This window comes from Desulforamulus ruminis DSM 2154 (assembly GCF_000215085.1).
Taxonomy (GTDB): Bacteria; Bacillota; Desulfotomaculia; order Desulfotomaculales; family Desulfotomaculaceae; genus Desulfotomaculum; species Desulfotomaculum ruminis.
The window spans coordinates 3,700,589-3,723,846 of sequence record NC_015589.1; the positions used below are offsets into that span (position 1 = coordinate 3,700,589).

General features: G+C 47.2%; 18 protein-coding genes. 1 reads left to right on the forward strand and 17 read right to left on the reverse strand.

Going from position 1 to position 23,258, the window contains the following annotated elements; translation table 11 throughout:
* Window positions 1-176: 176 nt before the first annotated feature.
* From DESRU_RS18365 to fabZ, 4 genes are all read right to left on the reverse strand, one after another.
* On the reverse strand, window positions 177-1,097 hold the full coding sequence (locus DESRU_RS18365; protein ID WP_041275481.1) for an NAD-dependent epimerase/dehydratase family protein: 921 nt from the start codon (window positions 1,095-1,097) through the stop codon (window positions 177-179).
* Window positions 1,098-1,110: 13 nt separating this feature from the next.
* A complete protein-coding gene (gene galU / locus DESRU_RS18370) occupies window positions 1,111-1,977 on the reverse strand; it encodes a UTP--glucose-1-phosphate uridylyltransferase GalU (protein ID WP_013843595.1) in 867 nt (288 codons plus the stop codon).
* Between the two features lie 39 nt (window positions 1,978-2,016).
* Entirely contained in the window at window positions 2,017-3,096 is a 1,080-nt protein-coding gene (locus DESRU_RS18375) for a glycosyltransferase family 4 protein (protein ID WP_013843596.1), read from the reverse strand.
* A gap of 186 nt (window positions 3,097-3,282) precedes the next feature.
* On the reverse strand, window positions 3,283-3,711 hold the full coding sequence (gene fabZ, locus DESRU_RS18380; RefSeq protein ID WP_013843597.1) for a 3-hydroxyacyl-ACP dehydratase FabZ: 429 nt from the start codon (window positions 3,709-3,711) through the stop codon (window positions 3,283-3,285).
* Window positions 3,712-4,040: 329 nt separating this feature from the next.
* On the opposite strand from fabZ, the gene DESRU_RS18390 reads away from it, so the two are divergent.
* Window positions 4,041-5,714 (forward strand): FAD-dependent oxidoreductase, encoded by a 1,674-nt coding sequence (locus DESRU_RS18390; RefSeq protein WP_013843598.1) that lies wholly within the window; start codon window positions 4,041-4,043, stop codon window positions 5,712-5,714.
* A gap of 114 nt (window positions 5,715-5,828) precedes the next feature.
* On the opposite strand, the gene DESRU_RS18395 is transcribed toward DESRU_RS18390, so the two are convergent.
* The 13 genes from DESRU_RS18395 to DESRU_RS18455 form a co-directional block, all read right to left on the reverse strand.
* Window positions 5,829-6,911, reverse strand: coding sequence for an NHL repeat-containing protein (locus DESRU_RS18395; RefSeq protein ID WP_013843599.1), 1,083 nt, complete (start codon window positions 6,909-6,911; stop codon window positions 5,829-5,831).
* Window positions 6,898-8,064, reverse strand: a complete 1,167-nt coding sequence (locus DESRU_RS18400; RefSeq protein ID WP_013843600.1) for a phosphodiester glycosidase family protein — start codon at window positions 8,062-8,064, stop codon at window positions 6,898-6,900. Before DESRU_RS18400 ends, DESRU_RS18395 begins: the two co-directional genes overlap by 14 nt.
* A gap of 22 nt (window positions 8,065-8,086) precedes the next feature.
* On the reverse strand, window positions 8,087-9,223 hold the full coding sequence (gene csaB / locus DESRU_RS18405) for a polysaccharide pyruvyl transferase CsaB (protein ID WP_013843601.1): 1,137 nt from the start codon (window positions 9,221-9,223) through the stop codon (window positions 8,087-8,089).
* Window positions 9,216-11,126, reverse strand: a complete 1,911-nt coding sequence (locus DESRU_RS18410; protein ID WP_041275897.1) for a DUF5693 family protein — start codon at window positions 11,124-11,126, stop codon at window positions 9,216-9,218. The genes csaB and DESRU_RS18410 overlap by 8 nt, the downstream gene beginning before the upstream one ends.
* A 106-nt stretch (window positions 11,127-11,232) precedes the next feature.
* Window positions 11,233-13,290: an FAD-dependent oxidoreductase gene (locus DESRU_RS18415; RefSeq protein WP_013843603.1), complete on the reverse strand. Its 2,058-nt coding sequence runs from the start codon at window positions 13,288-13,290 to the stop codon at window positions 11,233-11,235.
* Between the two features lie 28 nt (window positions 13,291-13,318).
* Entirely contained in the window at window positions 13,319-14,623 is a 1,305-nt protein-coding gene (locus tag DESRU_RS18420; RefSeq protein ID WP_013843604.1) for an LCP family protein, read from the reverse strand.
* A 181-nt stretch (window positions 14,624-14,804) separates the two neighbouring features.
* Window positions 14,805-15,533 (reverse strand): WecB/TagA/CpsF family glycosyltransferase, encoded by a 729-nt coding sequence (locus tag DESRU_RS18425; protein WP_013843605.1) that lies wholly within the window; start codon window positions 15,531-15,533, stop codon window positions 14,805-14,807.
* Window positions 15,534-15,728: 195 nt separating this feature from the next.
* Entirely contained in the window at window positions 15,729-16,049 is a 321-nt protein-coding gene (locus DESRU_RS18430; RefSeq protein WP_238446452.1) for a type II toxin-antitoxin system RelE/ParE family toxin, read from the reverse strand.
* Window positions 16,027-16,317 (reverse strand): type II toxin-antitoxin system Phd/YefM family antitoxin, encoded by a 291-nt coding sequence (locus DESRU_RS18435; protein ID WP_013843607.1) that lies wholly within the window; start codon window positions 16,315-16,317, stop codon window positions 16,027-16,029. The genes DESRU_RS18430 and DESRU_RS18435 overlap by 23 nt, the downstream gene beginning before the upstream one ends.
* 243 nt (window positions 16,318-16,560) lie before the next feature.
* Window positions 16,561-17,589 carry a GDSL-type esterase/lipase family protein gene (locus DESRU_RS18440; RefSeq protein ID WP_013843608.1) on the reverse strand — a complete coding sequence of 343 codons (1,029 nt, stop codon included), beginning with the start codon at window positions 17,587-17,589 and terminating at the stop codon, window positions 16,561-16,563.
* A gap of 2 nt (window positions 17,590-17,591) precedes the next feature.
* On the reverse strand, window positions 17,592-19,124 hold the full coding sequence (locus DESRU_RS18445) for a glycoside hydrolase family 26 protein (RefSeq protein ID WP_013843609.1): 1,533 nt from the start codon (window positions 19,122-19,124) through the stop codon (window positions 17,592-17,594).
* A gap of 223 nt (window positions 19,125-19,347) precedes the next feature.
* Window positions 19,348-20,934, reverse strand: coding sequence for an alginate O-acetyltransferase AlgX-related protein (locus DESRU_RS18450; protein WP_013843610.1), 1,587 nt, complete (start codon window positions 20,932-20,934; stop codon window positions 19,348-19,350).
* 95 nt (window positions 20,935-21,029) lie between these two features.
* Entirely contained in the window at window positions 21,030-22,433 is a 1,404-nt protein-coding gene (locus DESRU_RS18455; RefSeq protein WP_013843611.1) for an MBOAT family O-acyltransferase, read from the reverse strand.
* Window positions 22,434-23,258 lie beyond the last annotated feature (825 nt).

Consider the following 23,258-nt stretch of genomic DNA (forward strand, 5'->3'; position numbering starts at 1 on the left):
GATCCAATGAGTAAATCAGTAAACATAAAAAAGCTGGAAGAACGCCGCAAGACACTGGAAAGCTATCTAAGCTGGTGTAAAAATAAAAAGAACAAAACCATTGGACAAAAATAACCGGGAGGTATTCACCTTCCGGTTATTCCATTCACCGATAACCGGAAGGGGATGGGCGATCTTTAAAGCCCACCCTTAAGATAAAACTCCACCGTTTCCTTTATTCCCTGATCCAGGGCATACCGGGGAACCCAGTCCAATTCAACCGCCGCCCGCTGCTGATCCAAATAACTGTGTAAAATGTCCCCCGACCGGGGCGGTCCGTATTCTCCCAGCAGGGAAGAACCGATGGCTTGCTGCAGCAGCAGTAAAAGTTCATTCACCGTAGAAGCTTTCCCCGTGCTGATGTTGAAGAGCCGGTTGTCTCCAAAGGTCAACGCCCGGACATTGGCAGCAGCCACATCCTTTACATAGACAAAGTCCCGGGTTTGTTCCCCGTCTCCAAAAATCACCGGACACTGATTCTGAAGCAGCTTATTGATAAAGATCGCCACCACCCCGCCTTCCCCCAGAGCGTCTTGGCGGGGTCCGTACACATTGGCATAGCGCAGGGCCGTCCATTTCAATCCGTACAGTTCCCGGTAAACTTCCAAATACTTTTCCACTGCGTGCTTGGAAACGCCGTATCCGGACAAGGGGCCTACAGGATGTTGCTCATCCACCGGCAGGTAGGCGGGATTTCCATACACCGCTGCCGAAGAGGCAAAAATCACCTTGGCCACCCCGTGGGTGCGGCAGGCTTCCAACAAATTCAAGGTACCGATAATGTTGACTTGTGCATCCAAAACCGGGTCCTTGAGGGAAACCGGAACCGCCACCTGAGCCGCCTGATGAATGACGGCCTCCGGTTGGACCCTTCTAAAAACTTCCGTGATCTCCGGGTTGATAATATCCATCTCATAAACCGGAACCCCGGTAATAAGATTCTCTCTTCTGCCGGTGGAAAAGTTATCTACCACCAAGGCCTCGTGTCCGGCCTCCAACAAATTCTCCACAATGTGAGAACCGATAAAGCCGGCTCCGCCCGTTACCAAAACTCGCATGTCCATACAACCTTTACTCTGTGATCAATTCTTTTAAATATTTCCGAAACTCCCCGGCCAAATCCGGTCTTTCCAGGGCGAATTCAACGGTAGCCTTTAAATAACCTAACTTATCCCCCACATCATAACGTGTGCCTTCAAAAAGGCAGCCATAAATGGCCTCGGCTTTCGCCAGCGAGCGGAGGGCATCGGTCAATTGGATTTCACCGCCGGCTCCAGGCCGGGTCATGGCTAGAATATCAAAAATCCGGGGACTTAAAATATACCGGCCCATTACGGCTAAGCTTGAAGGGGCTTGGCCCACTTCGGGCTTTTCTACCAGATCGTAAATGCGGCAAACTCCTTCCCGTTCTGTGGTGGCCTCAACCATACCGTACCGGTTTACATGCTCCGGCGGAACTTCCTGTACCCCTAATACGGAATAACGCACCTCTTCGTATAGATTGATCATCTGCTTCAGGCAGGGAACCTTGTTTTTAATGACATCATCTCCCAGCAGAACGGCAAAGGGCTCATCTCCAATAAACTTCCGGGCGCAATAAACCGCATGCCCCAAACCCAGAGGCTCCTTCTGGCGGATATAGTGGATATCCACCATTTCACTGATGTCCCGGACCAGTCCCAGAAGTTCATCCTTGTTTTTATGTCCCAACTGCAGTTCCAGTTCCAGGGATTTGTCAAAATGATCTTCAATGGCCCGCTTGTTTCGACCGGTGACGATTAAAATATCTTCAATTCCTGAGGCAACGGCTTCCTCGACTATGTATTGAATGGTTGGCGTATCCACAATGGGCAGCATTTCCTTGGGCTGAGCCTTAGTAGCGGGCAAAAAACGCACCCCCAGTCCGGCAGCCGGGATAATGGCTTTGCGGACTCTCATCTTAAACCCCCCTTAAAAATCTTTAAACAAAAAGCGGTCCTACATCTTGGAGGACCGCTGCCGTAAATTCTGTGAAACGGAAGAAGAGGTTCCGGTTGGGGCAACCTTTCCGATCACGCCGATCTTATTGGCGGTTACAATAATCACCACCGCCAAAATAAAGAGCAGCAGAGCCGCCTGACTGGTTGTCAGCACGGTTAAGAGGAAAGCGCTTACACCTAAAATCAGGTTCACTGCGTAAATGGCCAATACCGTCTGCCGATGGGATAATCCCAGGGCCATCAGCCGGTGATGCAGGTGTTCCTTGTCGGGTTGAAAGATGGGCCGCTGGCTTTGATAGCGGCGAAGAATGGCAAAAAGCACGTCCAGCAGGGGAAGCCCTAAAATGACCATCGGCACAATGACAGAGATGGCCGTGGCGGTCTTGGTCACACCCATGACTGCCAGAGTTCCCAAGGCATAGCCCAGGAACATGGAACCGGTATCCCCCAGAAAAATCTTGGCGGGAAAGAAATTGTACCGTAAAAATCCCAGGATCGAGGCTGCCAGCACCAGTGCCAAAAGGGTGACCTCCATGCCTGTTCCATCCTGCTGCCAGATAATGGCTGCCATGGTCAAGGCGGCAATAAAGGAAGTTCCGCCCGCCAGGCCATCCAATCCGTCAATCAGGTTTACGGCATTGGTTACGGAAATAATCCAGAAAATGGTGACCGGAATCCCCCAGATTCCCAGGTGCAGCAGGTCTCCGTTAATGGGGTTGGTGATAAACTCCACCTGAATGCCAAAAGGAATCACCGCTGCAGCGGCGGCAATTTGACCCACCAGCTTTACTTTGGCAGGCAAACCCCGGGTATCATCCAAAATTCCCAGCAAAACGATGAGCAAACCGCCCACCAGCAAACCAATTAGTTTATTATTTAATTGTTGAGTAAATAAAACCGCTCCAGTAAAAGCTAAAAAAACGGCCAGCCCGCCCAGACGGGGCATGGTCTTACAATGTACCTTGCGGCAGTCGGGCCGGTCAATGGCTCCAATCTTAAAAGCCAATTTGCGAACTGTGGGTGTTAATACGAAACTGATCAACAAAGCCAGCAAACAGGGAAATATAAAGTTTATCAAAATTTATCCCTCCAAAGCAAATTACGGGATGGATACAAAGGGACAGCCAACCTTATTCTAACCCGCGAGGTTTGCCTATGTATAGCGACAAATTTAACTACTTTACTTAAAGGATGCCAAAAAAACCTTTTGTTTGGACAACATCTCTATTATGCAGAATATTCGTCTTTTATTCGCCAAAATCCTCTATTCCTTACCTAGAGCAAACATTAACTCCGCTTCCACCGCCAACTCTTCTCCCACATAGGCCCTAGCCTGGCTTTTGCCCACCGTACCCCGGAGTTTCAAAACCTCCACCTCAATCCGCAAAGTATCCCCCGGAACCACCTGACGCCGGAAGCGCGCTTTGTCAATTCCGGCTAGTAGGGCAATCCGCCCGGCAAAAGCAGGCATACTAAGAATAGCCACTGCCCCCATCTGGGCCATGGCTTCGATGATTAAGACTCCGGGCATTACCGGGTAATTGGGAAAATGCCCCTGGAAAAAAGGTTCATTCATGGAAACGTTCTTTATGCCAACGACTTTTTTCCCTTCCTCTACTTCTAAAATTCGATCCACTAACAGGAAGGGATAGCGGTGGGGTAGAATTTGTTGTATAGCGTTTATATCCAGCATGGCAACCTCCGGTAGATTGATTTATCGGTTGTTTCGCCATAATTATATTGCTTCCTGTCCAAAAAAACAAGAAAAACGTGCTATTGGGCATTTCTTTGGAGAAGAGGCTAGCATTGTGGATAATGCTTACAGGTCCTGTTGCTAGACTTATCCTGTTCTTCCCCAGGTCCTGTATCCCTTTACAATCCATAATCATTCCCCCCAATACTAACAACAAGACCTATAAAAATTACGGAATAAGGCTAGAAACAGGACCCATAGAAATACAGAATCAGGCTAACAACCAATTCACGAGGAATACCCTTAAGAAAATGGAGGTTCCAATTTAAATGAAAAAGTTTCTTTTTTACTTTTTTATCCTTTTGCTTTTTTTGATTTTTACAACCGCTGCGGATGATCAAACTCTGCCAGGAGATATTGTGGTTTTTGGCGGGGGTTTTGACGGATGTGCGGCGGCCCGAAGTGCTGCCGCTGCCGCTCCTGACCGAAAAGTTCTATTGGTGATACCTGAACCGGTGCGGCAGTTAGGTGGTATTGGCACGGTGGGCGGCCAGAACTTTACGGATATCCGTCTATGGCAGGGACAGGTAGTTACTCAGGGTTCCTTTGGCCGCTGGTTCGCCAAAGCCGGACAATTTTACAACACTGACCGGATGGCCCAAATTATAGCGGCGGACCTGTCCCAGTTTCCCAATCTTAAAATTGTGTATTCCTACGACCTGGAAGATCTGGTTGTAGAGGAACAGCAAATTAAAGAACTAAAATTACGAAGCACTTACCGCAACCTAAAGGGTGAAGTGGTTTGGGGGCCCGGTTTACAAAGGGTGCCGGGGCAGGTCTTTATTGATGCTTCGGTGGACGGACGGTTAACCCGTCTGACCGGAAATGAAGTCAGCACCGGTCGCGGGGACTGGCCCGCAGCCCTGCTCCCGGAAGAGGAAACCCTATCGGTGGCCCGGCAGCAGGCGGCCACTCTGATGTTTCAGGTAAAGGGCGTTAAGACTCCCCCCAAGGCAGCACGTATCGCCGACTGGGAGTTTGTCCGGGATGCCAAAGGCAGTTGGGGGTTAGCCGGAGGAAAACAGGCTTTTCTTTCTGATCCCAAGGTGATTGCCTTTAACGAGCAATACGGACCATTGGGCTTCGCTCTTAAACCGGTTAACGCGGCCGCCAATGGAAAAGACAGCGATATCTGGTGGGTCAATGGCCTGCTGGTTTTTGATGTGGATGCCCGGGCTCACCGGCGGGATCAGGGCAGCCGGCGCTATCCCTCGGATCTTCTTCCGGGGCAGCGGACGGTAGACCAGGCGTGGCTGCAGGCCCGGGAATTCTTGCAGAACCCGCAATTTCTCCAGGCTCTGCGGCAATTGAAAGTTCAAGACCCGGCAACCGGCCAGTGGTACGGGTTTGAGCAGGTTGAATTGGCGAAAGACGCTCAAGGCCTGCCGGTGGTGGGAGAGGTAATGTATATCCGGGAGTCCGTACACAGCCCCCTGGCTGGTAAAACCGGTCCTGGAACGGAAAATAGCCGTTACGCAGTAACCACCCGGGAAGCTCAAATGGCCGGGCCTTCTTCAGCCGGTGCAGACGCCGACAACTATCCTCGCCGGATTGGGCTGGGGTACTATATGATGGATATTAATGCCTTTATTCCTGAAGATTTAAAGGCCTCCGGAGCCTACGATTGGCCCGTAACCAAGCACCTCCGTCCAGACTGGCAAAGGGAAGGCGGCCAGCCGAAAAACCCGGTGTACCTGCCCTTTGAAGCTTTACTGCCCTCCGAAACAACCAACCTCTTGGTCCCCGGCTACGCTGCAGGCATCTCCTCCTTCGCCTGGGCGGAACTCCGTGTACTGCCCAATTTAGCTGTTCTGGGAGACGCCGCAGGTGTTGCCGCTGTCCGCTCCCTGAAAGAAAAAAAAGCACCCGGGCAATTGGACCAAAAGGACATTTCCTGGGTGCAGGAAAAACTAAAAGCATTTGGAGCTAGGCTGGAAAAATAATTATTTGAAAATAAACTTAAGAATTTTCTGGTATCCATATAAAATAAAAATACTCTGCTGAAAAACCCGGAGCAAGTTTAAGTCCTTACCTCCGGGTTTCTTCTTTAGGTTTCTTTATTGTTCTTCCGGTTGTGGGTTCTCCCGGCTCCATACAACTTTCATGGTATCTCCAATCACTTCCGCCACCCGAGTTCGCCCGGTAACCATGGTGGCAGCCAGAAGTACATTGCCGTTCCCCACCGGTTTGGCCGACCAGAGGTTGGTGACCGGGGCGGCTTGATAAAGCTCCACCCAGGTTTTAACTTCCATTACCTGCCCGCCGGCATCCAGTTTAAAGACCATATCCTGCTTCTTATCGGTAACCCAGGTGGTACCGTCCTCCATACGCAGGGCATCCAGCGGCTGTACTAGGCCCGGAGGCTGCGTCCCGGTTCCACCGGCAGCCGCAAACTGCCAGACCGTCTTTTGATCCGGCGTCACTTCCAGCACCCGCCCCTTGGTATAACCCCGGTCCACAATCAAGATGTTGCCGTTGGGCAGACGGTGGGCGCGAACCGGATGCTCCAGATATCCGGCTGTCCCGGATTTACCGGGTTTGCCCAGTCCGTACTGCCAGGCAATTTCCTTTTGAGGCGTTACTTCCCGGATTTCAAAGGGCAGCACCATCAGAGTGTTGCCGTTGGACAGTCGTTCGGCATACCGGGGAGCGTAGGCTGCCGAAGGCAGGGTGTATTCCCATGCCTTTTTTCCTTCAGGGGTTAGCTCAACCACTTGGGGTACAGAGGGGGCGCCGGGGGCGCCGGAATCCGCCACCAGGGTATTGCCGTTATCCAGCCGTTGGGCACTGTTGGCCTGAATGCCCCGGTAATACCACACCTCGTTGCCCAGTGCGTCCACTTCAACAACGCCTGGGTCCCAGGAACCCACCCGGCAGACCAGCAGATGACCGTTGGAAAGTTTTACTGCAAAATGGGTCAGATTGTAATTAATATTGGCAATATAATCCGAGGCCAGGGCCAAAGCCTTTTCCTCTTCCTGCTCCGGTTCCATCAGGGAAGGCTCCAGAGAGGAAATAGGCTGCTGCTCTGCTGCCTGAGGAGCGGAAGAATTCATTTCATCTTCGGCAAAGACCGGGAGAGCAAAGACCGCCGTTAATACCAGGGCCAGTCCAAAAGAAAGAAATTTACTGGTTTTCACTAGTGCTGCCCCCTTCCTCGGTAATGTAAATCACCGGTGACGTAGCAGTAGTATCGTAATTCACCGTGGCTCCCAGGGATTCTCCCACAAAGCGCATGGGTACCAGCAGGCGACCGGCCATTAATTGTGCAGGCACATCCAAAGCAACTTTTTCGCCGTCCACCAAGGCAACTGCCTCGCCCAATGTTAGTTCAACGGAACGGCTTCCTTTGGTGGCCGTCACCTTTTTGGTTGCATCATCCCAGGCTACTTCAGCACCCAATCCCTCAAAAATCCGGCGCATGGGCACCAGGGTGCGTCCCTTTTCCACCAGGGGCGGTACGTCAAAAAACAGTCTCTGGTTGTTTAAATACACCGGTAGTTGCTGTAGTACCACCAGACCGTTGCTGATGGATCTTTCCTTGCCGTCGGAAGGACGGTTGACAATATTCCCTTTAACAATCATCTCACTGGAACCGCCGCCATCCAAGCCCACCGCCTGCACGGCTCCCAGATCAATCATCAGATAGGACAGTTCCTCCAAGGTAACCCCTTGACTGTAATTCGCCTGACGCCCGTCAACCTCCACCAGCAGTAGCCTCCCGGAGGCAGTAACTCCAACAGCGGTCCTGGGAGCGGCGGACAGCACGTTGCCCCACAGACCTTCCTGTACCGCCTGATCCACAGGCAGGCCGTCCTTAACCAGCAACGGGCCGCCGGTTAAAAGGTGGCGAGCCTTTTGCCACTCCTCGCTGCCCGGCGTGTAGTAACCCACTTTAACCTCTCCATCAGAGGTGATTCCCAGGGTAGTGCGAAGAATATTGGTTGTGGTTACCGTTTTACCGTCAATCATTAAAGTGCCGTCGGGGATTCCTGTTCGGGTATCAAAGAATCCCCCGTTGATAGCAGCAATGGCTCCGGTGCGGCCTGTCATACTGCTCAGGGTTTCCAGTTTTCCCAACTGATCCTGCCCCATAACCGGCCATACCTCGGTAAAGCGCTGTTGAAGGTCTATCTCCAAAGCATGGCCCTTTACCGGTTTTCCATCCCAGTTAGTCCGCTCAAAGCTCCAGTAGCGGACCCCCGGGGCAATCTGCTCCGCAGCGGCGGCCGGCAAGGCCCAGGTTACAATGAAACAGATACAAAGCAAACGGAACCAAGTTGTAAGTTTCATTTTGTTCCTCCATATTCATAAACTAAAGATAACTGGCGGCTATTCCCTGCTTGTGCAGGGCTTTGTCCATCCTCTGCAAGGCCAGGTTCGCCGTACTTTGGGCCTTCCGACGTAACGGCTCTACCGCCTGAGCCAAATCTTCCTGGGCTAACCAGGGTTCGCAAAGAATTTCCTCCACAGCACACCAGAGCTTTTCGTAATCCGGCTCCAGGACATCCGAAGCCGCTTCTTTCCCCAAAAGCCCCATAAAGCGGTCAATTTTGGGATCGTAAGAAAGGGCTACCGGAGGCACGTGCATCACCGCAGCTAAAATTAAGGCATGCAGCCTCATGCCAATCAACAGATCCATATTGGCAATGAGTCCGGCCATTTCCACCACTGAATACTGCCGGTCCAGCACTACCGCAGGCTGGTCCATCTTTTCCGCAATTTCCCGGGAGATCTCCAGATCATCGGGGTAATGCATAGGCAGAAAAACAACCTGGTAACCAATGCGGCTGAGCTTGTTGCAGATTTCTGCCAGCACTTCCTTATACCTACTGAGGCCTTTCCACTCCCGGACGGACACGCCCACCAATCTTTTCTCAATGGACAAATCCATGCCCGTCTCTTCCAAAATTTTACGTCCGACACTTTCATCCACAAATTTTTGTTCCAATCCCAGTACCGGGTCCGCCGTAACCTCAACTGGCGGCTTTATTACCTGCATATTTCGGAGGTCCTCCATCGAGGATTCATCCCTTACGGTAATATAATCCACCTTGTTCACCACCAAACGCATCAGCAGCCGGCCCAGCCTTGAATTGACCGGACCAATCCCCTGGGCGTAGAAAAAGACGGGCTTCCTTAATATTCTGGCCAGTCCGATGACTCCCAGATAATAAAGCAGGCTCTTTATTCCGGTGACATCCTGCAGCAGGCTTCCGCCGCCACTGATTAACAGGTCCGCGTCCCGTAAGGCACGGTAAATATTTCTTAACTTCCAGCGATTGGAAGCGGTAACCTTATAAATTTCCGCTGTTTGCTCAGGATGGTTGGAAAGGACTTCGATTCTCAAACCAATGCGCAGATCCCGCAGCGTCTTCAAAATGCTGAAAAGAACTGCCTCATCACCCAAGTTCTCGAAGCCGTAATATCCGGATAACACCACTTTAGCCATGCATACGATCTCTCCCCCGGCGGGCAGTCCACTGAACGCTCCAATACACTGCCAGCCCCAATAAAATTCCCAGCCACAGTCCGTTAAAGGCCCTTAGCATCGACACCCAAAGGGGGGTGTGAATATGAGCGAAGGTATTGACCAGGGATGCCTGTCCAATGGCCGCCAACAACAGCAAGGGTAAAAAACGGTTGTCTTTATAACCGTAAAGCAGCAACAGCAGTAAAGCCGGGTGGCCCAATAAAAATTCCTTGGTCCGGGGCCTTACCCCTAGGAACTGATCCAGCAAGCTGCGAAATTGAAGTTCCGCTCCGCTCACGGTCATTGCCTCATTGCCGGTACGCATTACATAGACGACTACCGCCACAGCCATAAACCCGGCTGCCAGAGCTACCCCCAACTTAACGGGATGGTCAAGCATTCCTTTAATCTTCTCTGTCAGTCCCTCTCCCTTGGCCCGATCCAGAGATAAATAAAGAAGAACAATCATTAGCGGCACCACATGGGCCAGCTTAACTCCGGAAAACTGATCGAGCTTCAGCATGAATCCCGCGTCAGCCAGCAGTCCCACCATAAATAAAGCTCCCAACAAGGAAAACAGAGAAATACGGAGCAGGGAAACAACCGCCTGACCGGGCGTCTGGCCCTCCCTTTTCAAATTCCACAGCAGGGCCAGGGCAGGAAATACAATCACCGAGGCTAGGGCCATCAGCTTCCTGGCCTGAACAAAGTCCAGGTACATCAAGGCCGGCCATAGGATCAGGGCACCTAGTCCAATTATCGGTATCCAGCGGCCCAAGCTTAATCGATCCAGCAACAGAAGTCCGCCCGTAATGACTCCCAGGCCAATTAAAAGCACTATGGACCGGGAAACGGGAACCGGGGGAAGCAGACTAAAAGATCCTATCTGCAGCCCTTCCTTCTCCAGCCGGGATTTTAACTGGTCCATAAAATCCAAATTCTCCTGCATCAGATCCCCGCCCGTTAAGAAGGGGCGAACTAGTAAGATCCGGTGATTCCGTTCCGCCGCCGCCAGGGTGTAGCGGTCCAAGGCCTCTCCGACGGAAACACGCTTTAATTCATTCTGAGCAATGGTATGCAGCCGGACCACCTTTTTATCCAAAAGAATACCCAGTTTCTCAAAGCCACGCTGGGGGAAAAATTCAACCTGTACCAGAGGAACATCCATTTTCCTGACTTCCTCCGCCAGCACAGGCAGCAGGGATGGATAGCCCGGAAGAGTGTCGTCATTAAATAGGACGGCAGAAACATTGGGAATGTTGCGGTATAATTTAAAAACTTTGTCAATATTTTGCTGAGTAGGACCAGGCCAGGTCCGAATTTGTAGAATTCCCTTCATCTCTGCCTGTCGCACGTCTTCAATAGATTTTCGGGTAAAGCCCACCCCCAGTTCTTTTATAGCCGTATACGGAGCCAAAGTCTCAATTACGTAGGTACCTTGGCCCGTCTCATAAAACTGCACATTGGCCAATTTGGCGGACATTTGGGAGGAAAGCTGATCAAAGACATCTTTGCTGGAAGTCGTGATATATGTATGGTTCCGGTTGAGGAGTTGCTTTGAAACAAAATCTTCCCCCTGACGTTTTAACAATTCCTGTCCGCTAAAAACTTCAATATCGCCATTTTGGCGTAAATCATCGAGCATAGGTTCCCTTATGACAACCCCGGTAACACCATGCTTCTTAAATTCCATTAATCCCTGAACTACCGTTAATCCTTCGGTTCCGGCCAGAGAACTAATTTCATCATATCCCAGGGCCAGTTCCACCTGCCGGTAATCCTGCTCCACACAATATCTCTGCCAAAAGGCCACATGGGCTGCGGCCAGTACCGCTACCGCCACCATGGCCCATAGTCCATAAGTCAGCCACTTTTTTTGCATTTGATCTCCTCCTGTGACAAAATCCCCCATTTATTATACCCCTCCTGACAAAAGGGCACAAATATACCGCGCAAATTTTTGCGCGGTATATAAAAATGATTGATTTTTAATGTAACAACTCACCATCAGAAAGTTCTCCCCCGGGATTCTCCGCCAACCATTGAGTGAAATCCTGGAGCAGCATATAGCCTGCCCCAACGGTTACCACCCGGTTATTCTGCTCGATCTTCTCCCGGAGTTGAGGATCCCAGAAGCCAACCTGATCAAAATACTGCACCGCCTGTTCTTTGGTCAATTGCTGCCCTAAATAACGGGCCATCATATAACACACATCCTCCAGGGTGAGGTCGTTGCCCTCAGCATAAAGAATTGGTCGTTCCTTAACCGTAACCCCGGTCAGCTTAGTCATCCAGTTTAAACCGTTAATAAACTGGGCTTCCGGCATCTTAGTATCCAGATGATAATCATTATTATATCCCCCGGCAGCCATACCGTAACTGCGCATAAACTTCAAGCCTTCATAGGCCCAATGACCGGTTTCCTTGGGTGCTGGAAGATTGATGGGTTTTAAAGTCACCCCCTGGTTTATCAGGCGCTGCTGCAATTGTCCCACCAAATAGGTGTTATTGGCCATGGCCTGAAAGGTGGAATTGGTATCCAGACTCACGGCTGCTGCCGTACCCGCAGCCTGGCCGGTAGCCATGCCCACAGGGATTACCCTGGCGCTGCCGTGGGGCAGTGAATCAAAACTAGCCGAGCGTCCTACCACCAGCAGATTCTCCACTCTCTGAGGCACAATGCAGCGGAAGGGAATAGCGTACTGGATGGGTACTCCAATGACATTGCCCTTGAAGGCGGCATCGGTGGCCTGAATATCAATGGGATAAGAACCAAAAGCAATGCGGTCTGAAAAATCACGGTTCTCCAGCACATCGTCAACGGTTAGACGGTACAGCCCCTGAATATGCCGGGTTTCCCGCACATACAGTTCCGGGGCGGTGGTAGCCAGAAAGGCACTGCCGAAACCGGGGACATGCTGATTTAAATATTCCACAATGTGAGGCAGCTCTCGCTGCGCCAATTCCCGGGCCCTTTGGCGGTCAGCCAGCTTCAACCCGTCAATGCTAAAGATTTGCAAAGCGTTAATTAAAACCGTCCCGTCGTTCTGGCGGCCAACATTGAGCCCCCGCATGGCTACTTCCGGAACCTTGGATTGGTAGCCTTTCATTAGGGTGCCAAAACCCCAGGCGCTGACAAAGTTGGCCCCGGAATGGGGTTCTTTATCGGTATTCAGGGCCAGCATCATCTTCAGCCAGTCAGCCTTACTAATACCGTCCAGTTTAAAGACCAGGGTTACGGCCATCAGCTTGTCCCCCCGGCCGTAATCCTCCTGCCCATAAGTATAAGGTACTCCTGCAGCCACGGCCAGATCCGCATCCTGGGTGGCGTCAATGACCCGTCCGGCTGCAATATTTTGGGTCTTGCCACCCTCCAGTTCAACTGCAACCCCGGTTACAATCTGCTGCCCAGAGGGCTGGACCTCTTCCACTTCTTCACCGCTGCTTTCCTTTTGTTTTTCTTCCTTCTGTTTAGCAGCAATGTCCAGCAGATCCTGGGGCATCCCTTGAGACCGGGCGGCCACTTGGTCCACCGCCGCAGACTGGCCCGGGAATACCAAAGGCTTCACTTGACCGTTCACCACTGGATAAATGGCCTGGGCTGACATCAGCACATCCAGATTGGCCTCGTTATTGACCATCTGGTGAAAAACATTGGCGGCAGTTATCACATCAAAGGAATCTCCTTCAATCTGATCAAAAAATTCCTGAAAAATCCCTTTATTCAAAATAACCCGCCCCGGACCGTAATTCATATCCAGACTGTTGAGCCAGCCCTCGGTCATAAGGCCTCCAAGAGCCGAGCGGGTATCCACTAAAAGGGTCTTCTTGCCGTTGCGGGCGGAGGCTAGTGCGGCGGCGACCCCCTCGGGGTCTCCTCCCACCACAACCACCTCGTAAGCATCTTTAATCTCGCTGTTTTTAAGAGGAGTCACCGTATTGTTCGCACTGCTGCAGTCCGGACCAAAAAGCCAGACCAATCCGGTAACCAAGAGTGTGGCACTTAAAGACAACAGTACCCAGTACCACTTTTTGCGACGGGCCATGAATCTACCACCTTATCTGCTAATATTTTTACAAAGGCTGGGCTGGAAGCCAACTGTTACTCGAATTATTAGAACCTGAGTTAGAATTGCCGCCCTTACTGCCTTCCGGGTTCTTAGGCGTCGTATTGACTGTTCCGGTCTCCCCTTCCGGCTGCTCATCATCTTTATCCGATGGCTTTACAATGACCTGCACATTGCTGTTAGGGTCGTGGGTGCCGGGATCCTTTTGACCGATATTGCTCTGATTTTTCTTATCCGTTGTTGTGCCTGTTTTGCTTCCTCCGGTTTTATTGCCGGTACTGTCCTCCGGAGTGACTTCCTTCTCCGTTGACTGATCATGGCCGGTTTCCGGAGTGCTGGTTGTTTTCTTGGAGGTATTAATATTCTCTTCACCTAAAACCACATCAAAGGCTTTTCCCTCTTCAATCATGGACCGTGCCACCATGTGGGCCTGATCCGGGTCCACACTCCAGTAGCTGACTCCATCCATGTTCAAAAATTTGCCCGGCATGGTCTGAGTGACCATTTCCACGTTGCTTAGATCCTGGCCTGCTCTGGCTAATGCAACCATCTCCGTAAGGCTTAAGTTGGTCTTAAGATACTTATTAATGGTTGGCACCAGACGGGGAATTTTGGTAATGGTGGAAGGCTGCACCATCTCCTTAGCCAGAGCCTTCAGGAATTTTTGCTGACGTTCGGTTCGGGCCACATCTCCCAGGGCATCGCTTCTGAAACGAACATACTGCAACGCCTTGTTGCCGTCCAGTTTTTGCAGACCCGGCTGAAGGTCAATTTTGCGCAAATCCGGTTCATCATAAGGGTCGTAGTGATACATGCGTTTTTCCACATCCAGAGTTACACCGCCCAGGGTGTCCACAATATCCCTGAACCCGCGAACATTGGTCATCAGGTAGTTGTCTATATCCATCCCCACCATATCCGAAACCACTTCCATCACCAACTCCGGCCCTCCGTAAACATTGGCGGCATTAATTTTATCATAGCCGTGGCCGGGTATCCTGACCCGGGTATCCCGAGGCAGAGAAAGCATGGCGATCCGGTTGTGCTCTTTATCCACACTAACTAAAATAAGCGTATCGGTCCGGGTGTTGGTCTCTCCCTCCCGGGCGTCGATTCCCATCAGAAGAAAATTCAGCCGTTTATCCATTTTGGCCTTTTCTTCCGGATCCGGCTCAAATAATTCGGAAGCCACATTTCTGTCAAAAATAAATTGGTTAGCCAACACATAGCCAACTCCAAAGATCAATACCAGGAAGGAGCAGAACAAAATAAAAGGAACAATTTTAAGCTTTTTTCGTTTTTTGCCTTCCATCCGAGTCACCTCTTCCCAAACAAACTGGCATACAAGGGTATTGTATCATTTTTCGCCATGAACATTCAACGCCAATCCGGTTTTTACTCAAGATCCATCTGTCTAAACTTACAAATCCCCTAGATATAGGACGAAAAAGAGTCGCAAAATGTAACACATCCACAAAAAAATTCCAGATCCTCTACCATTTAAACAAATATTTTTTAATGACTAGCCCGGCAAATTTGGGCAAAACCAACTGCCTTTTCCAACGAGAAGGTTCCTTGATCAACCGGCCCAGCCATTCCAGTTGCAGCTTCTGTAGCCAAGGCGGTACCCGCTGCACCCGGCCGGCAATCACATCCAGGCTGCCGCCCACTCCCATGGACACAGGAACCTGCATTTCTTCCTTATATTGATCAATAAACTGCTCCTGCCGAGGCATGCCCAGAGCCACAAAAAGCAGGTGGGGCCGAGCTTCTTTAATCTGCCGGACGATTTCTTTTTCCTCTTCGGCCTTAAAATATCCATGATGCGTACCCGCCACTTTTAATTCCGGATACTGCTTCTTTAAATTCTTCGCGGCCTCCTCCGCCACACCGGGACCGGAACCCAGCAGGAAAATCCTCCAGCCCTCTTTTTCCGCCACCGGCATCAGGCTTAGCATCAGGTCAATCCCGGTTACCCGTTCCTGCACCGGTCGGCCCGCCATCCGACAGGCCCAGACAATGCCGGTTCCGTCGGGGGTAACCAATTCCGCCTCCCGGACCAGCCTCATCCAATCCGACTGCTTCTGGGCCCGGTAAAGATATTCAGGGTTCAGGGTTACAATTTGGCATGGTCGATCTTCTTTAATGAAGGAAGTAACTTTTAAAACAGTCTCCTGCATACTCAGATTATCAATAGCAGCGCCTAAAAGCTCTATTCGCACGTGGATTTCTCCTTTAAAAATGATTCAGCTATATTATACATGCACGCAGCCCGGAAACCAATCTTGCACAAAAAAATCCGCCATAGATTCTATGCCGGAATGGATATTTCTATATTTTGCTTAAGTAAAATATCCTGTGTTCTATATTATCTCCTTGCCTTCAAGTTTAGTCAGTAAAGTATATCACGGGTATTGTTAATAGGATTGGCGGCAATCTTCAATATCCTCTACATATACCGTGCTTTCAGCTTTTTCTATAAAATATACAATTCTATAGCGCTGGGCCGAAAGCAGGTACCGGTATTTGTTTTCAGGCAAGTAGCTGCTTTCATAGAATGGGTTTCTCATGGGTAAGGTTTCAAGGGAGCGGATGTCTTTGAGCATTGTATTCAACATCTGTTCCGCCGCCTTTTCGCTAACCCGCGCCAGAAAATAGAAATGCTTCCACATACGCCCATTGGCATGTTGAGAAATAACGACCCGATAGTGTTTTTCATTCTCGTCCATGCTTTGCACCTTCGTCAATTGCCGCCCGCATATTCCTTTCAAATTCGTCAATGGAAACACCACCAGTACCGGAAAGACGTTCCCGCTCGGCGGTCAGCAGCCGTGCGGCCAGCGCCAACTCTTCCTCCCGGCGGCTGTAGGTTTCCAAATCCATAATAACCGTATCCCCCTCCCCGTTACGGGTTAAAAAAACCGGGGCTTTGGACTTGCGGCAAATTTCCGCTATGGAATTATAATTTTTACGCAGTTCACTGGACGGCTTAATGATTGGCTGCATAGGGCCACCTCCCACGACATCCTATACCCATATTATACCCAAATTTGCAGCCAATTACAATCTACGGGTGTCTTTCTCCTTGCATAACTGCATGCAACAATTTTGTTTTTCCAACATAAAACTAATAAGAACCAAACACCGATTCATGCGGATATAAAAAAGATTTAAAAATCCGCGTAAATCGGTGAAATCCGTGTTCTATTGGTCTTTTTTTCTTGCTAGGCACAAGCACAGGATCATTTTTTATTTTGCAGCCGCTAGGGAAGATTTAGATTCAGAGGGCTGAATGGCAATAAATTTTTTATCTTCGGAACTAACCAGGGTATAACCCAAACATTCCGTAAGGGGGGCCAAGGGCACATAAACATTGTTATCTATGATTTCCGGAGGCGTTGGCAGCAGTACCTCTTCCCCGTTATCAAGCATTTCGTCGCTGCCAATGCCCCATTCAAATTCCCGATTTCCCTTAATGAACCTAACTTTTCCATCCTCCGTCCACAGAACGGTGCCCCCGGTATCTAAAGCAAAGGAACGCAGGTTCACCAGCACTTCCCTCTCCTCTTTCACTTTATTGGTGCTGGAAAAAACCAGCTTGCCCTGATAGACTACCTGTACCGGACTGGACAAATATTTCCGGATGTTATCCGCCAGCAGGTCATACCCTGCCTGACTCAGGTGAATACCATCAGTGGTAAACTTTGCCCCCAACCGGTCTCCCTCTATCAAACCGGGGTTATGGTCCAGAAAAGCGATATTCATTTCGCGGCAGAGATTGACCAAACCGTCGTTAATGGGGCGGATATAATTGTTGTAATTGGCATCTCGAGTTAAAAGAACCGACTGCACCACAATTTTGGTCTCCGGCAGTTCGGTTTGGATTCGCTCCAGCAAGCTGCGGTAGCGCTTCACCACTTCTTCGGGCTCCAGCCAGTAGGCGCAGACATCGTTGGTGCCCAGCATGATTAGTACCGTCTGGGGTTTTGCATCAAGCACCGAGGCTTTCAGCCGGGAGTCCGCATCCGCCACCGCATCCATACGGATACCCCGGTTAATGATATTGTATCTCTTCCTCAATTCATCCAAGGGGAAAAACTCCGTTAGAGAATCCCCCAGCAAAACAATTACCCCGCCTTCATATTGAAGGTATTTATTTTCTTCCTGGTACCGGGCCACATACCGGTCCCAGTCCTGATATTTGGCCTGGGCGGCCATCGGAAAACTTAAGGTTTGCAGGAAAACCAGCAGCAATATCAGCGATAGTGTTCTTTTCATGTCTATTCCTTCTTCTCCTCCAGATCCAAGGGTTCCGGGATTACTTTAATTCCATCCTTCAAATAATAAGGATTGGTCAAGCCCTGCCGGAAGGCTTCCTTGGCTTCCGGTGTGGAATCAATCCGGTATAGCCGCTTCCCGTCCGTCTGATCATACCAGACGGCAATCCGGATATTGGGGTAATTCACCAGCGAACGCAAAGCATCCTGAACCCAGGCCACCTTATCCCCCCCCACTTCGTTGGAAGAAAACTCGGTAATCATAAAGGGCTTACCGGGATATTTGGCTAGATATTCATCGTAAATGGGTCTGTACATGTCATTAAAATTGCGCCAGGTTTCGTAGGGATAGCTGGTGCCGTTATTGTAGCAGGTAAGACCCACCCAATCCACATATTCATCTCCGGGGTAATACAATTCCGGCGCATTCCACTTGAAATCCGGGAAGGAACGGTCATGGGGGTTCCAGACAAAAACGGCGTTATCCGCCCCCTGCTCCTGGAAAATCCGGTGAATCCGCTGCCAGGCCTCCACAAAGAGATCCCGGTCCTTGCTGTAAAACCAGGTGCACCAGGGATCCCAATCCCCGTTCATCTCATTGGCAAACCGCACAAACAACGGCTCGCCCACAGCCTTTACCTGCTTGGCCCAGTCAACAATATAGTTATCAAACTGACCGTCCACAATATCCGGAATCAAGACGCTGTTGATATTGGCCTCCTGCCAAGGATGCCAGGTGAGCATCATGATCCGCTGATCGGCATAAGTATCCTGCACCATCTTAGTGGGAAAGCCTTTGTCAAACTCGGTGTAGGTCATAATCATCTCAAATTTGTGCTCTAAAGAGTTCTCGTAGGCCTTATACTCTTCCAAACTTTGGGGAGTGTACTTCCGGGGATGAAACAAAGGATGAAACACCCCAAACATGACTTTATCCTTCGGAATAATTACTTCAGCCTTGTCCCCCTTCAGGGTAATATCCTGAACCGTTGGATTGTAAGTTTGATGATTGACTGATTCAAAGGGTTTCACCAACATAAAGGACTGTAATATCTGATCCAGCACCGGGCTATATTGAGCGAAATGATCCTGATCTGTTTTCATGATGAAAGTATAAACCTTTTGGTTAAATATCAGGTCAATTTCCCGATAGATGTTCAAGTCATTGGGTCGATTAGTTAACTGGGGTCTCACCCACATAAACCGCTGGGCTTTAATGCCTTTCACCGGCTTGGTGTTATGAGCAGCCAGCTTAACGTCGTACTTCTGCTCCAGGATTTTTTTATTGCTGAACAATATGTATTCCTCCGCAGAGATCCCGTTCAGCGGCTGTGCATAGACGTCAATGATACATTTCTGATCTTCAGAGATAAACCGGGTAACGATGCCTTTTTGGCTTTCATCTACCTGCCAAGCACCTGGATGTTGAATATAGTAACCGTCTATGCCATTTTGGTAATTTTGCCAGTCTGCGGCTGAAGGCTTAGGGCTTACAAAGTAGGCAATTACAAAGAACAAGGCAATTATTTTTTTCAATGAGTCACCTTCTATCTATATAAATATTTTGCATAGTAATCTACAATTCGGCAATGGAGTAGAATGTCCTGCAGTTAATAGCGTAAGTTGTCCATTAATTGATTTGCACATATTCATTGCCGCAGACCAGGAATACGCTTCCTTAGATTTTAGCATCGTTTTCTCAGCACTTGACAAGTATTGTGAAGGATTATTTTAGAAGGTATTCGACCGGATTCAGTTCTTATTTTACATCAATAGTCAAGGATATAGGTTTATTACCAGAATGATCTGCAAACCACAAAACATTCTCTTGTACCATATCGAAAATAAATGTTTTTCTTCCACGCTCATTAAATGGACCCAAGGTTCCTTCTATCGTAACCTCTTGACCCGGTCTTAGGTCGATAGGTAAGTCCCCAATCCTCCCCTCCTTTAGGCCACTTTCAAGTTGACAATGATACCCTAAATTTATTCTGTAATTGCCATCTGGTTGCCACATGGATGGCCATGTTTGTTTGCCAGTGTTTTTAACTTTGAAAGAAATTTTAATAGTTTCACCCTGCATAACAGTCTGTACGGGATTTATCAATTGCATCTCATACTGAAATGCACTCGGCGCGAGTGGACCTGGGCATAGTGTTTTGAGTGGTCCAGGATATCTTAACTGAACTAAAATATCATCTAAAAAGGCATTAGCATGACCTCCATCAAAGGCTTGTTCATTTATCTCTAATACAATTGCTTTTTTGTTAAAAATCTCATTTTCCCAGTCAAGCTTTTCCACATTATAAGGCTTACCCATATAATCATTGAGTGTATATTGACCCAACTTATAATAGTATAAAAAATTGAAATCACTAAATAGTTTTTGTTCTCGAATAATATCCAGCAATGTAAAGCAGAAACTCCCTCCAATTACTGCGATATCATCAGTATTATTCCCCCCCAAAGTAGTAAATACAGGTTTCGGCGCAGGATAGTTATCATTAGGATTCCATAAATTCAACAAGTCTAAAAGGTCCCTATCAGTTCCTGCTGGAGGTATATTGGTTTCTACTTTTTCGATATTTACTTTAGCATGTACTTCACTCGTTAGTAAATCAATTTTATCAATAAGCTTATTTAAAGTGTAGCTTGCGGCCAGATGATTCCAATGTGTCCCACCTTGTGGAAATAATGGGTACTCTATATTTCTTTTAAGGTCTAGCGTTACTTTTTGTCCGTCAACATAATCAACCTCATTCTGTTTAAATAGCAATTGCATTTGCTCATAATTATTTTTTGATTGACTGTTTTTTTTCTTAAGAAAGGTCCTAGGAATATATTCTGGATAAGTATAAGCTTTGCTGGGAGTTATAAGGATAATAAATGGGACTCCTTTTCTTTCTAAGAGAGTTTTTGCCTCGATAATCTTTCTGACAAGTTCATCCTTCTTTTCATCATCCAAAGGATTGGTGATGTTGCAATAATCATATATATATGTTTTTTCATAAAGTTGTTTGTTTTTACCAATAATAATACTTTCATTGTACATATATGATTTAGAAAAGAAACTGTAATAAAGTTGATTATTAAGTCTAATAAGCAATTCCCTCATAACAAAGTTTTGATTAAACCATTTACTAAAATCGTCTTGAAAATCACCATTAAACCATGCTTTAAGAGAAAAATCTGGTTTTCTTTCTTCAACCACTATGCCTTTTAGTTGAGGGTTTGATATCCGAAGAAATAATTCAGATTCAGATATTTGCTTGATTGCCAATAATGAAAGGGGTAATAGTAAAAATATCATAATTACTGCTATTGGAAGACTAATAAAATGTTTCAAAGGAATCTCCCCTTAGGCCTACTTTGTTTGTTGAGCTTAAAGTTAAGTTCTGTAATGCATAAACTTTTGCAACACATTTACTAGACCATGGTATTCTAAAAGCGAAAATATAGAAATGGATTAAATGAAGATGCAGAAACCTTTGCTAAACTGAAAAATAAAAGTGTTATTCCAATACAAAAGCGTAAGGCAGTATATTTCCTTTTTTCTTGAATGTCATAAATGCTGTTTTTCAGCAAAGGATATACGCATATAATGATACCAATTACACCAAAAAAAATCTGATTATTAGAAACATATACATAATTGCCTTCCCAAACTAACGGATTAAGCATCGCTATCAAATACCCTTTTATATGTTCAATACTATCTGCTCTAAATATAACCCAACCAATGATGATAAAAAACATATTTATAGCCCAATTAACCATATTAGGAATCTTCTTTTTGATATTCATTAAAAACATTCTTTCTAAAATCAAAAAAAACCCATGGTATGCTCCCCACAGTATAAATGTCCAACTTGCTCCATGCCATAACCCAGAAAGCAAAAAACAAACCCATAGATTAAAATAGGTACGCGCTTTTGAACCTCGATTTCCGCCAAGCGGAATATACAGATATTCCCTAATCCATGTAGACAGTGAAATATGCCATCTTCTCCAAAACTCTGTAAAACTCTTTGAAATATACGGCAAATTAAAGTTCTCCATAATATGAAAACCCATCATTCTAGCTAATCCAATAGCCATGTCAGAATAAGCAGAAAAGTCAAAGTAGATTTGCAAGGTATAGCAACTTGCTCCAATCCATGCACTAGCAAACCCCAATTCACCTGTTGGCATAGAAAAAAATACATTGGCAAGTTCCCCTACTGTATCGGCAATAAAAACCTTCTTTCCCATTCCGAAAGAAAATCTAGTGAAGCCAATTAGCACATCATTTTTAGTTATTGACCGATTATTTAGCTGGTCTTCAATATCATGATATTTAATTATTGGGCCGGCCAATAGTTTAGGAAACAAAAAAACATATAATAGATATGAAGTAAAGCGTTCCGCTGGTTTTCCTATACCACGATAAATATCGACCACATAGGTTATTTTCTCAAACACAACAAAAGAAACCCCTATTGGGAGAATAACTCTAATAAAAGTAAGTGGCTCAATATTTCCTGAACTCAACACTATATTAATATTATCTAAAATAAAGTTAAAATACTTAAAGTAAATTAAAATAAATAAATTTGATAGCAACGATGCAAGTACTGCCCACTTCTTCGTGTTATGTACATTACTATTGTATATTGAATTGCCTAAAAACCAGTCGATAGCTGAAGATACGAGCACAATAATAATAAATTTTGGTTCTCCCCATGCGTAAAAAAACATACTCCCCATAAGAATTATAGTATTAAAATACTTTTTACCAGAAAGAAAGAGCAAAGAAAAAAATAAAGGAAAAAAAAACAAGATAAAAAAAGGTGAATTAAAGATCAAATCATTACCCCCTGCTAATAATTGGTGGAATTTGTGCGATTGTTAAGAAGAAACTGCCAGAAAAAAGTTGAGCCACTAATTGAACTGCACCCCAATTATTGGACATCATGATATAATTATTTTGTAGGGGTTAAAGGCCGAAAACTTAAGCACTATTCCGGCTACTTTAAAATTAGTGCAGGTTGAAGAATTGCTTATCAATCACATGGGCAAAGAGAGACAGCTCGAAAATTTGGTGTAACCTATAAGATGATCCAGACCTGGATGCATTTGTAACTAGAAAAAGGTAAGGATTACCTTTACAGCAATACTTCTAAAAATAAAAATCAGTTGATTAGTAAAATTGCACACACAGAAAACTTAGATCATGGGGATTTATTCATAGCCCGAAAGCCAAAAGGATCCAAGGTTGACGAGTCTTCATTGACTTATGAACTTCGGACAGAACTTCACATGTTACGTATGGAGAATGAATATCTAAAAAAGTTAAACGCCTTAGTCCGGAAGAAGGAAAGCTACAGCCAAGGATAAAGTTCAAATAGTGCACGAGCTAAGGCATAAATATAGAGTTAATGAGCTGATTAAAATAGCAGAAATTCCTCGAAGCACTTATTATTATTACACTAAAAACAAAATGCAAACTCAATAAATATACCACGATACGTACGGTAATCAAGCAGATCTTTACCAATAATAAGGGACTTTATGGTTACCACCCAATAGCTGCTAAATTAAAGAAAAAAGAAATAATTAAAGAATCAAACTTGCATTGCTTTGTACGAATAAAAAATACAACTCGTACCGAGGAATGCTGGTAAAGGTGCC

Excerpts from the sequence above, each read along its gene's own strand:
- DESRU_RS18365 (WP_041275481.1), bottom strand. The coding sequence starts at position 1,097 with ATGCGAGTTTTGGTAACGGGCGGAGCCGGCTTTATCGGTTCTCACATT.
- galU (WP_013843595.1), bottom strand. The coding sequence starts at position 1,977 with ATGAGAGTCCGCAAAGCCATTATCCCGGCTGCCGGACTGGGGGTGCGT.
- fabZ (WP_013843597.1), bottom strand. The coding sequence starts at position 3,711 with ATGCTGGATATAAACGCTATACAACAAATTCTACCCCACCGCTATCCC.
- DESRU_RS18390 (WP_013843598.1), top strand. The coding sequence starts at position 4,041 with ATGAAAAAGTTTCTTTTTTACTTTTTTATCCTTTTGCTTTTTTTGATT.
- DESRU_RS18400 (WP_013843600.1), bottom strand. The coding sequence starts at position 8,064 with ATGAAACTTACAACTTGGTTCCGTTTGCTTTGTATCTGTTTCATTGTA.
- csaB (WP_013843601.1), bottom strand. The coding sequence starts at position 9,223 with ATGGCTAAAGTGGTGTTATCCGGATATTACGGCTTCGAGAACTTGGGT.
- DESRU_RS18410 (WP_041275897.1), bottom strand. The coding sequence starts at position 11,126 with ATGCAAAAAAAGTGGCTGACTTATGGACTATGGGCCATGGTGGCGGTA.
- DESRU_RS18415 (WP_013843603.1), bottom strand. The coding sequence starts at position 13,290 with ATGGCCCGTCGCAAAAAGTGGTACTGGGTACTGTTGTCTTTAAGTGCC.
- DESRU_RS18420 (WP_013843604.1), bottom strand. The coding sequence starts at position 14,623 with ATGGAAGGCAAAAAACGAAAAAAGCTTAAAATTGTTCCTTTTATTTTG.
- DESRU_RS18435 (WP_013843607.1), bottom strand. The coding sequence starts at position 16,317 with ATGCAGCCAATCATTAAGCCGTCCAGTGAACTGCGTAAAAATTATAAT.
- DESRU_RS18440 (WP_013843608.1), bottom strand. The coding sequence starts at position 17,589 with ATGAAAAGAACACTATCGCTGATATTGCTGCTGGTTTTCCTGCAAACC.